Source organism: Kitasatospora sp. NPDC085895, assembly GCF_040702125.1.
GTDB lineage: Bacteria > Actinomycetota > Actinomycetes > Streptomycetales > Streptomycetaceae > Kitasatospora > Kitasatospora arboriphila.
On the sequence record NZ_JBFBJY010000004.1, the window covers coordinates 31714 to 43531 of the forward strand.

The window sequence follows — 11818 nt, forward strand, 5'->3', positions numbered from 1 at the left end:
ACCAGGACGGACGAGAGGCGCGCACCGTGCAGGTGTCCACCACCGAGTGGCTGATCCACGACTACCGCGAGGACGACCTGGCGGCGGTCGTCCATCTCATCGACACCACCGCCGGCCTCGGCCAGGAATCGGTGTTCTCGCTGGCCGAGTGCATCACCGCGCTCACCTCCCGGCAGCCGGCGGTGGTCGCGGTCAGCCGCGGCGCCCCGATCGGCGCGGCCCTCGCCCACGTCGCGGGGGACCGGGCCTGGGTGATGCGGATCGCCATCGCCCCGGGCTGGCGCGGCCGGGGACTCGCCAGCGCCCTGCTCCGCGAGCTCGAACGCCGGCTGATGGACCGCCGGGTCCGGCGGATCGCCTACGTCCTGCCGGAGGAGGAGCAGCTCGGCGAGGGCCTGCACAACGCCGGGTACAGTCGCCGGCCGGCGGTCGCCTACTTCGAGAAGACCGAGCCGCAGCACGGGCCGTCGGCCGGTCTGCTGGAGGAGCTCGGCGGCCGGGTGCTGCCCGGCGACCTGTGGCAGAAGGTGGCCGGCATGGAGGCCGAGAAGGCGCTGATCGAACGCCGGGTGGTGCTGCCGCTCGCCGAGCCCGAGCGGGCCGCCCGGCACGGCGTCCGGCCGCCGCGGGCCGTCGCGCTGTTCGGCCCGCCCGGCACCGGGAAGACCACCTTCGCCCGGGCGGTCGCCTCCCGGCTCGGCTGGCCGTTCGTGGAACTGCTGCCGTCGCGGCTCGCCGACGAGGGCAACCTCGCCGCGGCACTGCGCACGGCCTTCGCCCGGATCGCCGAACTGGAGCGGGTGCTGGTCTTCATCGACGAGGTCGAGGAGATCGCCCCGGTGCGCGGCGAGGGCGCGGCCGGCGGCATGCACGGGGTCACCAACGAACTGCTCAAGCTGATCCCGGGGTTCCGCGAGGGGGAGGAGCGCCTGCTGGTGTGCGCCACCAACTCGATCCGCTCGCTCGACCCGGCCTTCCTGCGCCACGGCCGGTTCGACTACCTCGTCCCGATCGGCACCCCGGACGCGGCGGCCCGCCGTGCGATCTGGTCCCGGTACGCGGCGGGCCGGCCGGGGGTCGACCTCGACGCCCTGGTGGCCGCCAGCGGGCTGTTCACCCCCGCCGACATCGAACACGCCGCCCGGATCGCGGCCCAGGCGGCGTTCGAACGCGATCTCGGCGAGCCCGCCGAGGGGGAGCGGGCGGCCGCGGCAGGGGCCGCCACGGAGGACTACCTCGCCGCCATCGCCCAGTGCCGGCCGACCGTCACCCCGGCGATGACGGAGGAGTTCACCGCGGACATCGGCTCGCACGCCCGCATCTGAGCAGCTCGCCGTCCGGCGCACTCCACCCGGCCGCCGCCCTCGGGCGGCGGCCGGGCCGCCCGCTCAGCTGCCGGGGTGGGCGCCGACCGCGTCGCGGATCTGGTCGCCCAGCCCGCCGTTGGCCCGCGCACAGTTGCCGCAGCAGAAGAACATGCCGGCCACCTCCACACCGTGGCCGACGATCCGCACGCTGCAGTGCTCGCAGCGCGGCGCGAGCTTCTCCATCGCGCACTCGAAGCTGTCGAAGGTGTACGTGTCGCCGCTGACCGTCTTGATCTCGAAGGACAGCCAGTAGTCGTTCTTGCACACCACGCAGACCGCCATGGTCTCCACCTCGTTCCGTCGTCCGTGTTCCGGGCCTTTCCGAGTGTCCGGCCGGTCCGCGGGGGCGGCAATCGCTGGGCTGCCGAACGGCGGCCGGGGACCACCCGCACGGGTGGCCGCGTAGCGGGGAGCGGGCGCGGCGGGTCCGGGTCCGGGGGCGGTGGGTCCCGGTGCGACGGGGATCAGCCGCGGGAGCCCGCGGCGGGCCGGACCGGCAGGCCGGTGTCCTCCTTCACCCGCTTCATCGTCATCAGCGAGTTGACCTGCGCGATCCCCGGCAGACCGGACAGCACGTCGGTGATGAACCGCTCGTACGCGGCGACGTCCGCCACCGCGATCTTCAGCAGGTAGTCCGGGTCGCCGAACAGCCGGTGCGCCTCGACCACCTCGGGCAGCTCGGCCACCCGCTGCTCGAACTCGGCGACCGTCGCCCGGTCCTCGTGCCGCATCACCACCGTCACGAAGGGCTGGAAGCCGCAGCCGACCGCCGCGCCGTCCAGCATCGCCCGGTACCCGCGGATCACCCCGGACCGCTCCAGCTGCCGCACCCGCCGCAGGCAGGGCGAGGGCGTCAGGCCGACCCGGTCGGCCAGCTCGGCGTTGGTCAGCCGGCCGTCCTGCTGGAGCTCGTGGAGGATTCTGCGGTCAGTGCGGTCCATGACGCAACATTCTGCCAAACGACCCCGCTGAACTGCGCAAACAGGTCATCGGCTGCTCAGCCGTTCCGGCTACCTTCGGTCACCGACACCCGACCGCCGGCCACGGAGAGCACCGCACCGCCATGGACGTACACGCCCTGATCCTCTTCCTGGGGGTGGACCTCCTGCTGGTCTGCACCCCCGGACCCGACTGGCTGCTCATCGCCGCCCGCGGGCTCGGCCAGGGCCGCCGCGCCGCGCTGCTCGCCGTAGCCGGGGTCTGCGCCGGCTACACCGTCCACACCCTGCTCTCCGCCGCCGGACTCGCCGCCGCCCTGCGCGCCGTCCCCGCCGTCCTGCCCACCCTCCGCTGGGCCGGCGCCGCCTACCTCGCGGTGCTCGCCGTCACCATGCTGCTCTCGCTGCGCCGCGACGGCGGCAGCCTGCCCGAGGCCCGGCCCCAGCCCGCCCGCGCCGTGCTGCGGCAGAGCGTCCTCACCGCCCTGCTCAACCCCAAGGGCCTGCTGCTCTACCTCTCCCTCGTCCCGCAGTTCGTCGACCCCGCGGCCGCCCTCCCGGTCGGCGGCCAGGTCCTCGCCCTCGGCGCGCTCAACGTCCTGTCCTGCGCCGTGGTCTACGCCGCCGTCGCCCTGGCCGCCGGCCGCGCCCGCACCACCCTCGGCTCCACCCCGACCGCGGCCCGCCGGATGACCGCCGTCTCCTCCGTCCTGCTGCTCCTCGTCGCCGGCGTCACCGCCACCGCCTGACACCGCGCCGGGAGGCCGCGCAACACCGGCCGCGGCACAGTGAACTGATCACGCGTCAGACACCTTCCGGCCGCCTGCCGGAAGGATTCTGCGCATACGCTTCACCGGTATGACAGGGGACGGACACCGCGGGCACTACATCGTGTGCGGCGGGAACGCGCTGGCCCACCGGCTGGTGCTGGAGCTGACGGAGCACTACGAGGTGCCGGTGGTCGCCGTGCTGCCGGACCGGGACCGCGACCACGGACCGCGGATCGGGCGACTGCCCGGCGTCGCCGCCGTACTGGAGCACGGCACGGTGACCGAGGAGGCGCTGCGGGCCGCCGGGGTCGAAGGCGCGCTCGGCATCGCCCTGGTCGACGGCGACGACCAGCAGAACATCCACGCGGCGCTGACCGCCCAGGGCACCAACCCGGGCATCCGGATCGTGCTGCGGATGTTCAACCAGCGACTCGGCGAACACATCGAACGGCTGCTGCCCAACTGCGCGGCGCTCTCCGGCTCCGCCACCGCCGCCCCGGCCTTCGCCAACGGCGTCCTCGGCCGCCCCAACTCGGTGCCGGTCGGCGGACGCTACCTCTACGTCGCGTACGACGAGGACATCGGCGCGGGCCGGCTCTGCCTCGTCGCCGACCGGATCGACCGGCAGGACCTGTCCCGGCTGCGGCTGCTGCCGGAGACCGCCGGCCGCGCCGCCGAGTTCATCGAACTGGCGCGAAGATACGGCGACAACGGCCCGCCCGGCGCCGACCCCGCCGGTCCGCCCGCACCGGCCGCCGGCCAGGGAGGGCTGGCCGCCCTGCAGGCCCTCGGCTCGGAACCGCCGCTGCGCATCCCGTGGACCTCCAGGCTGCGCTGGACGCTGCTCGACGCGCTGCGCTACGTCACCGGCGTCCGGATGCGGCTGGTGCTCAGCACCGCGTTCGCCGCCGTGCTGTTCAGCACCGCCGTGCTCTACCTCGCCCACCGGGACGTCGGCTGGACGCTCTACCTCGCGCTGCTCGACCTCGCGGGCGCCGCCCAGCCGGACGACCCGGCGGCGGGCGCGCCGGGCGGGATCTGGGCCAGGGCCGCCCAGGTGGTCATCACCTTCTGCGGGATCACCTTCATGCCGGTGGCCACCGCCGTCGTGGTCGAGGCGCTGGCCAGCGGCCGCCGCGGCGTCCCACGGGCCCCCAGCGCCGGGGTGCGCGGCCACGTCGTGGTGGTCGGCCTCGGCAGCGTCGGCATCCGGGTGGCCACCCTGGTGCAGGACACCGGCGTGCCGGTGGTCTGCGTCGAACGGGACCCGCAGGCCCGCGGCATCGCGGCCGTCCGGGCGCGGGGCATCCCCGTGCTGGTCGGTGACGCCCCGCTGGAGAGCCAGCTGCGCCGGGCCCGGATCCACAAGGCCCGGGCGCTGGCCGCCGTCACCAGCGACGACGCGGCGAACCTGGAGGCGGCGCTGGAGGCCCGCGCCGTCCGGCCGGACATGCGGATCGTGGTCCGGCTGTTCGACGACGACTTCGCGCACCACGTCTACGCGACGCTCGGCAACGTCGCCTCCCGCTCCGTCTCGTACCTGTCCGCGCCGGCCTTCGCCGCGGCGCTGATGGGCCGTGAGGTGCTGGGCACCCTCTCGGTGTACCGGCACGTGCTGCTGATCGCCGAGGTCGCCGTCGACGACGCCTCGGGCCTGGCAGGCCAGGACCTGCACGGCATCGAGCAGCCCGGCGGCGTCCGGGTGCTCGCCGTCCGGCTCGCCCGGCGGCCCGCCGACCTGCAGTGGAACTTCGCGGACCGGGCCCGCCGGCTGGCGGCGGGCGACCGGGTCGTGGTCGCCGCCACCCGCAGCGGCCTGGCCCGGCTCGCCACGCCTGTGCCGCCCGCCGTACCGCCGCAACCTCGCAGTCCCGAACCTCGCAGTCCCGAACCTCGCAGTCCGGAACCGCCGGCCGCCGGGCCCGTGGCGTCGGAGCCGTGACGGTCAGCCGGTGACGCCGGCCGCCTTCGCCGCCTCCAGCCACGCGGGGTAGGCGGCCAGCAGCCGCCCGTACAGCGTGTCGTCGGCGAGCGAGCGCGGGTGGCGGCCGGTGGCGCAGAAGCCGGCGTTCGGCGTGGCCCGGCCGGCCAGGCCGGTCAGTGAGCGGAGGAAGGCGAAGTGCTTGGCGTCGTGCTCGCCGAAGCCGAGGAACTGCCAGAAGACCGGCAGCTGCGAGGAGGAGCGGATCAGCGCCAGCACGTCCTTCTTGTCGAAGGCGGCGCCGTCCGTCTGGAAGATCACGAAGGCCGGGTCGGTCGCCCCGCACTCCGCGTAGTGCTTCAGCACGGCCTTCATCGCCGGGGCGTACCGGGTGCCGCCGAACTTGGCGCCGACCGCCGCCCGCACCTGCTGCACCGCGCCGTCGTGGCGCCCGATCACGACCTCCTGGGCCTCGTACGCCCGGTCGTTGAAGAGCACCACCGGGACGGTGCCGTCGTCGTCGAGGTTGGCGGAGAGCGCCAGCGACTGCTCGGCGAGGCGCTGCACCGAGCCGTCCCGGTAGAGGCCGCTCATCGAGGCTGAGTGGTCGAGCACCAGGTAGACGGCGGCGCGCCGGCCGTCCAGGCCCTGCTTGCGCAGCGAGACCCCGGCCGTCTTGTACAGCGACACCAGGGAGGGCGCGGTGGCCTGCAGCTTGTCGAGGCTGATCGCCGGGCCGGCGCCGCTGCGGGCCGGGGCGGCCGATCGTGCCGCGGCCGCGGCGGGTGCGGGCAGCGGGGCGTCGGCCGGTGCGGCCCCACCGTTCCGGCGCCGGCGGAAGAAACTCCACATGGTCGAACCCCCTGCTGTCGCGAGCTGCGATCGTCGCAGGCAGCGGCCCCGGTGCGCAATGGATCGCGCACCGGGGCCGGGCGGGGCCGACGGGCCGTCAGCGGCCCTGGAACTCGGGCTTGCGCTTCTCGGCGAAGGCGGCCATGCCCTCCTTCTGGTCGGCCGTGGCGAAGGCCGCGTGGAACAGCCGGCGCTCGAAGCGGACGCCCTCGGCGAGGGTGGTCTCGAAGGCGCGGTTGACGCTCTCCTTCATCATCACCGCGGCCGGCGCCGACATCGCGGCGACGGTCTCCGCGACGGCCATCGCCTCGGTCAGCAGGTCGGCGGCGGGGACGATCCGGGAGACCAGGCCGGCCCGCTCGGCCTCCTCGGCGCCCATCATCCGGCCGGTCAGGCAGAGCTCCATCGCCTTGGCCTTGCCGACGGCGCGGGTGAGCCGCTGCGAGCCGCCGATGCCGGGGATCACGCCGAGCTTGATCTCCGGCTGGCCGAACTTCGCGGTGTCGGCGGCGATCAGGATGTCGCAGAGCATGGCGAGTTCGCAGCCGCCGCCGAGGGCGAAGCCGGCGACCGCGGCGACCACGGGCTTGCGGAGCTGGCCGAGCCGGTCCCACGGGCCGAGCCAGTCGTCCAGGTAGACGTCGGGGAAGCGGTTGCCCTGCATCTCCTTGATGTCGGCGCCGGCCGCGAAGGCCTTCTCCGAGCCGGTGACGACCAGGCAGCCGATCTCCGGGTCGCGGTCGAAGGCGGTGGCGGCGGCCACGACCTCGTTCATCAGCTGCGTGTTCAGCGCGTTGAGCGCCTTCGGCCGGTTGAGCGTGATGACGCCGACCCGGCCCTTGCGGTCCACCAGGATCGTCTCGTACTCGGTCATCGTCCTTGACTCCCTTCGCTGCGCCGCCGCTCGGCGCGCGTCCTGACGGTGGATACGATCTCCGACCGACCGGTCGGTGCGCCAGTCTCGCCAGGCGAGACGGTCGTCACCTCAGGCCGGGCCCAGGCCGAGCGGGTCGCCGGTCGGCGCGAAGAAGCGGGCCACGTCCTCGGCGGTGACGTCGGCGAGCGCGGCCGGCTTCCACTGCGGGTTGCGGTCCTTGTCGACCACCTGGGCGCGGATCCCCTCGACCAGGTCGTGCGAGTCCAGCGCGGTGCAGGAGATCACGTACTCCTGCTCCAGGGTCTCGCCGAGGCTGTGGTGGCCGCGGGCCCGGCGCAGCGCGGCGAGGGTGACCTTGAGGGCGGTCGGCGACTTGGCGCGGATCTCCGCGGCGGCCGCGGCCGCCGCGCTCTCGCCGGCGGCGTCGAGCCGGTCGAGGATCTCCTCGACGGTGTCGGGGGCGTAGCAGTGGTCTATCCAGCCGCGGTGCCCGGCGAGGGCGGCCGGCGGTTCGGCGGCGTGCGCGGCGAGCGCCTCGGCCGGGTCGGTGCCGGCGAGCGCGGCGGTGAACGACTCCAGCGCGGCGACGGGCACGAAGTGGTCGGCGAAGCCGCACAGCAGCGCGTCGCCGGGGCCCATCGAGCCGGAGGTGAGCGCGAGGTGGGTGCCGAGCCCGCCGGGGGCGAGGGCGAGCAGCCGGCTGCCGCCGACGTCCGGCATCAGGCCGATCCGGGTCTCCGGCATGGCGACGTTCGACCGCTCGGTGACGACCCGGACGGAGCCGTGCCCGGAGAGGCCGACGCCGCCGCCCATGGTGATGCCGTCCATCACGGCGACGTACGGCTTGGGGTAGCGGGAGATCAGGTGGTTCAGCCGGTACTCGTCGGCGAAGAACACCCGGGCGCCGGCCCCGCCGGCCCGCGCGTCGTCGTGGAGCTCCCGGATGTCGGCGCCCGCGCACAACCCGCGCTCCCCGGCGCCGGTGAGCACCACGGTGCGCACGGTGTCGTCGTCGGCCCAGGCCAGCAGGGTGTCGCGGATCTCCAGGAGCATCCCGTGGGTGAGCGCGTTCAGCGCCCTCGGCCGGTCCAGGACGATCCGTCCCGCCCCGCCGTCCCGTCGGACCTGCACACTCATGCCCCTGCTCCCGTCTCGATGACCGTGCCGGGGGAAACGATACGGGTGACCGGTCGGCGGGACCGGCGGTGAGGGGCGGGCATGGGAACCTTTCTGGACATCACCCTCGCGGTGGCGCTGGTGCTGCTGCTCGGACGGACGACCTTCCGGCGCGGCCCCAACGCGGGCAGCATGGCGCTGATCGTGGTCGTGGGCGGGATCGCGCTCTGGCGGGGGCTCGGGCCGGGCGCGGGCTGGCTGGTGCCGGTCGTCTTCGCGGTGCTGGCGCTGGCCCTGCTGCAGGTCGCGCTCGCCGTCGCGGTGCTCGGCCGGGTCAGAGTCGCCGCCCCCGCGGAGCTGCGGGGGGAGATCCTGGCGGCGGCGGAGCGGGCGGACGGCCCGAGACTCCTGGTCCTGGCGGTGGCGCCGTTCGGCACGGTGCTCGTCCAGGGCATCGCGGACGAGCCGGTGAGCACCTCGGTGCGGCTGACCGAGGGCTGCCCGATCTGCTTCGTCGAGGGCGTCGCCCTGGCGGTGGCCGAGGACGGGTCGGCGGTCGACGACTACCGGGGCCGGCTGGCCGAGGGGGCCAACCAGCTGCTGCGGCTCAGCCGCGGGGTGATCGACGACCGCTGGCAGGCCGAACTGCGTCCGGTCAGCGGGCCGCGGAAGACCTTCCGCCCGGTCGCCTGCCCCGTCCACCCCGGCTGAGCGGGGCGGGCGGGGCAGGCGACCGGGCGGTGCGCCGGGGCGGCCCGCGGGTCAGGGCAGGATGCGGCCGGTGACCTCGCCGAAGCCGATCCGGCTGCCGTCGGGGCCGGGGGCGGTGGCGGTCATCACCACCTCGTCCCCGTCCTCCAGGAAGGTGCGGCTGGTGCCGTCGGGCAGCTTGACCGGGTTCTCGCCGTTCCAGGTGAGCTCGATCAGGGCGCCGCGGGTGTCCACCTCGGGGCCGCTGACGGTGCCGGAGGCGAACAGGTCGCCGGTGCGCAGCGAGGCGCCGTTGACCGTCATGTGGGCGAGCTGCTGGGCGGCCGTCCAGTACATGGTGGCGAACGGCGGCCGGGAGATCCGGTGCCCGTTCAGCGACACCTCGATGGCCAGGTCGAGGCCCCAGGGCTCGCCGCCGCGGTCGTCGAGGTAGCCGAGCGGCTCCACGTCGCGGGCGGGCGGCGCGACCCGGGCGTGCTCCAGGGCGTCCAGCGGGACGATCCAGGGCGAGACCGAGGTCGCGAAGGACTTGCCCAGGAAGGGGCCGAGCGGCACGTACTCCCACGCCTGGATGTCGCGTGCGGACCAGTCGTTGAGCAGGCAGACGCCGAAGACGTGCTCGCGGAAGGCCGACATCGGGACGGCCGTGCCGAGCTCGCTCGGCGCGCCGACGACGAAGCCGACCTCGGCCTCGATGTCGAGCCGGCGGGACTTGCCGAAGCTCGGCGCCGCGTCGGCGGGGGCCTTGCGCTGGCCGCTCGGGCGGACGACCGGCGTGCCGGAGACGACCACCGTGCCGGCCCGGCCGTGGTAGCCGATCGGCAGGTGCTTCCAGTTGGGGGTGAGCGGCTCCGAGCCCGGGCGGAAGATCCGGCCGAGGTTGGAGGCGTGGTGCTCGGAGGCGTAGAAGTCGACGTAGTCGGCGACCTCGAACGGCAGGTGCAGTTCGACCTCGGCGAGCGGCAGCAGGCAGGGGGCGACCGCCGGGCGGTGCGCCTCGTCGCCGAGCCACTCGGTGACGGCACCGCGGACCTCCCGCCAGGTGCGGTGGCCGGCCGCCATCAGCGGGTTGAGGGTGTCGGCGTCGAGCAGCACGGACGGCGCGCCGACGGCCCGGGCGGCCGCGCCGGCGTCCAGCACGTGGTCGCCGATCCGGACGCCGATCCGGCGGCGGCCGGGCTGGTCGTTCGCGCTGAAGACGCCGTACGGCAGGTTGTGGATGCCGTACGGCGAGTCCTGCGGGATGGCGAGCCAGGTCAACGGTCCTCCAGCGTGGGTGGGTGGAGCAGGCCGAGATCGGCCAGGTCGGCGAGGGGTTCGGCGATGCTGCAGGTGCCGAAGGAGGTGAACGAGCGGCGGGCGGCGGCGACCCGGTCGCCCGTCAGTGCGGCGACCGCGGCGGCGACCACGGCGGGCGAGCGCTCCTCCAGCGCCGCCACCGCGCCGTCCCGGTCGCCCGCGGCGGCGGCCAGCAGCACGTTGAGGAAGCCGTGGTGCTCGAAGCCGGTCGCCGGGTCGGTGTGCCGGACGGCGTGGTGCAGCCCGGCGGTGCACTTGTACGGCACCGCCCGCTCGGCGCAGCCGACCAGGAAGGCGGCCAGCTCGCCGACCGGCGGGAAGGCCCCGGCGGTGAGCCCGCCGGTGCGGTACTTGGCCCGGTGGGGGGTGCCGGCCAGGGCGTCCAGCGAGTCCTCCGTCCGGCCGTCGCGCGGCAGTTCGACGGCCGCGGCGATGCCCTCGGGCAGTTCGGCGGCGAGCTGCGCCACGGTGGCGGCGACGTCGTCGGTGGCGATCTCGATGCTCACCACGTCGAGGCCGGCGGCCTCCTTGAGCGCCGCGGCCGGGCCCGCGCCGCCCCCCGGCAGTACCAGCCCGACCGGCAGCGGGCCGGGGCCGGCGGTGCGCACCAGCTCGGCCAGCTTGCCGGGGCCGCAGAGGAACGGGCCGACCGTCTCCGCGTACCAGGCGGTGCGGTGGCCGCGGTGGGCCGGCACGGCCTCGGCGAGCGGCAGGTCGCCGGGCGGGAAGAGCGCGGCGTCGTCGAAGAGCCCTGCGTACAGCGGCGTCACCGGCCCGGCCCCCGTCCGCCCGACCACGTCCAGGCGTAGCCCGGGTCCTCGCTCGCGGTGCCGCCCTCGCCGAGCTCCAGCGGCTTGAAGGTGTCGACCATGACGGCGAGCTCGTCGAAGAACTCGACGCCGATCGAGCGCTCGTACGCGCCCGGCTGCGGGCCGTGGGTGTGGCCGCCGGGGTGCAGCGAGATCGAGCCCTGGCCGATGCCCGAGCCCTTGCGGGCCTCGTAGTCGCCGCCGCAGTAGAACATGACCTCGTCGCTGTCCACGTTGGAGTGGTAGTACGGCACCGGGATCGACAGCGGGTGGTAGTCCACCTTGCGCGGCACGAAGTTGCAGATGACGAAGTTGTTGCCCTCGAACACCTGGTGCACCGGCGGCGGCTGGTGGATCCGGCCGGTGATCGGCTCGTAGTCCTCGACGTTGAAGGCGTACGGGTACAGGCAGCCGTCCCAGCCGACCACGTCGAACGGGTGGTGCGGCACGGTGTAGCGGGTACCGACCACGCCGTTGGTGCCGCGGTGCTTGACCAGCACGTCGACGTCGGCGCCGTCGACCAGCAGCGGCCCGACCGGCCCGCGCAGGTCCCGCTCGCAGTACGGCGCGTGCTCCAGCAGCTGCCCGAACCGGGACAGGTAGCGCTTCGGCGGGGTGATGTGGCTGTTCGCCTCGATGCAGTACGCGCGCAGCGGGCCCTCGCCGGTGGGCACCCAGCGGTGCGTGGTGGCCCGCGGGATGATCACGTAGTCGCCGCGGTGGACGTCCAGCGAGCCGAACACCGTCTCCACGGTGGCCTCGCCGTCCTCCACGTACACGCACTCGTCGCCGAGCCCGTTGCGGTACAGCTCGCTGGGCGCCCCGGCGACCACGTACGAGATCCGCACGTCGGAGTTGCCGAGGACGAGGCGGCGCCCGGCCACCACGTCGGTGCCCTTCCACTCCTCGCCGAAGAGCTGGTGCAGCTTCAGGTGGCGGGGGATCAGCGGAAGGTTGGGCGTGGTGGCCTGGCTCGGCAGCTCCCACGGCCGGGCGTCCACGATCGCCGAGGGGATGCCCCGGTGGTAGAGCAGCGAGGAGTCCGAGCTGAAGCCCTCCTCGCCCATCAACTCCTCGTAGTACAGCCCGCCCTCGGGCGTGCGGTGCTGGGTGTGCCGCTTGGGCGGGACGTCGCCCAGCTGCCGGTAGTGCGCCATG

General features: G+C 74.7%; 12 protein-coding genes. 4 read left to right on the forward strand and 8 right to left on the reverse strand.

From position 1 onward, the window contains the following. Positions 1-26 precede the first annotated feature (26 nt). Positions 27-1325, forward strand: a complete 1299-nt coding sequence (locus tag AB0442_RS03620) for a bifunctional GNAT family N-acetyltransferase/ATP-binding protein (RefSeq protein WP_366160362.1) — start codon at positions 27-29, stop codon at positions 1323-1325. Positions 1326-1388: 63 nt separating this feature from the next. Here AB0442_RS03620 and AB0442_RS03625 read toward each other — a convergent pair whose 3' ends face one another. Both AB0442_RS03625 and AB0442_RS03630 read right to left on the reverse strand, forming a co-directional pair. Then, positions 1389-1649, reverse strand: coding sequence for a hypothetical protein (locus AB0442_RS03625; RefSeq protein WP_030265899.1), 261 nt, complete (start codon positions 1647-1649; stop codon positions 1389-1391). A gap of 182 nt (positions 1650-1831) precedes the next feature. Then, positions 1832-2308 (reverse strand): Lrp/AsnC family transcriptional regulator, encoded by a 477-nt coding sequence (locus tag AB0442_RS03630; protein ID WP_344623665.1) that lies wholly within the window; start codon positions 2306-2308, stop codon positions 1832-1834. A 122-nt stretch (positions 2309-2430) separates the two neighbouring features. On the opposite strand from AB0442_RS03630, the gene AB0442_RS03635 reads away from it, so the two are divergent. Further along, positions 2431-3054 (forward strand): LysE family translocator, encoded by a 624-nt coding sequence (locus tag AB0442_RS03635; protein ID WP_363545986.1) that lies wholly within the window; start codon positions 2431-2433, stop codon positions 3052-3054. A gap of 109 nt (positions 3055-3163) precedes the next feature. Then, positions 3164-5017, forward strand: a complete 1854-nt coding sequence (locus AB0442_RS03640; RefSeq protein WP_366160363.1) for an NAD-binding protein — start codon at positions 3164-3166, stop codon at positions 5015-5017. 3 nt (positions 5018-5020) lie between these two features. Here AB0442_RS03640 and AB0442_RS03645 read toward each other — a convergent pair whose 3' ends face one another. The 3 genes from AB0442_RS03645 to AB0442_RS03655 form a co-directional block, all read right to left on the reverse strand. Further along, on the reverse strand, positions 5021-5848 hold the full coding sequence (locus tag AB0442_RS03645; protein ID WP_366160364.1) for a VWA domain-containing protein: 828 nt from the start codon (positions 5846-5848) through the stop codon (positions 5021-5023). A gap of 97 nt (positions 5849-5945) precedes the next feature. Continuing rightward, positions 5946-6722, reverse strand: a complete 777-nt coding sequence (locus AB0442_RS03650; protein WP_366160366.1) for an enoyl-CoA hydratase — start codon at positions 6720-6722, stop codon at positions 5946-5948. A 111-nt stretch (positions 6723-6833) separates the two neighbouring features. Then, the gene (locus tag AB0442_RS03655) at positions 6834-7862 is read right to left on the reverse strand and encodes an enoyl-CoA hydratase/isomerase family protein (protein WP_366160368.1); all 1029 of its coding nucleotides are present in this window, start codon (positions 7860-7862) and stop codon (positions 6834-6836) included. Between the two features lie 81 nt (positions 7863-7943). On the opposite strand from AB0442_RS03655, the gene AB0442_RS03660 reads away from it, so the two are divergent. Then, a complete protein-coding gene (locus AB0442_RS03660) occupies positions 7944-8552 on the forward strand; it encodes a hypothetical protein (RefSeq protein WP_344623671.1) in 609 nt (202 codons plus the stop codon). A gap of 51 nt (positions 8553-8603) precedes the next feature. Here AB0442_RS03660 and fahA read toward each other — a convergent pair whose 3' ends face one another. Genes fahA through AB0442_RS03675 form a run of 3 tightly spaced genes read right to left on the reverse strand, consistent with a single transcriptional unit; the run spans position 8604 to position 11817 of the window. Further along, positions 8604-9812 carry a fumarylacetoacetase gene (fahA, locus tag AB0442_RS03665; RefSeq protein ID WP_366160369.1) on the reverse strand — a complete coding sequence of 403 codons (1209 nt, stop codon included), beginning with the start codon at positions 9810-9812 and terminating at the stop codon, positions 8604-8606. Then, positions 9809-10621, reverse strand: a complete 813-nt coding sequence (locus tag AB0442_RS03670) for a hypothetical protein (RefSeq protein WP_366160370.1) — start codon at positions 10619-10621, stop codon at positions 9809-9811. Before AB0442_RS03670 ends, fahA begins: the two co-directional genes overlap by 4 nt. Next, positions 10618-11817, reverse strand: coding sequence for a cupin domain-containing protein (locus AB0442_RS03675; protein WP_366160371.1), 1200 nt, complete (start codon positions 11815-11817; stop codon positions 10618-10620). The genes AB0442_RS03670 and AB0442_RS03675 overlap by 4 nt, the downstream gene beginning before the upstream one ends. Position 11818: the final 1 nt, after the last annotated feature.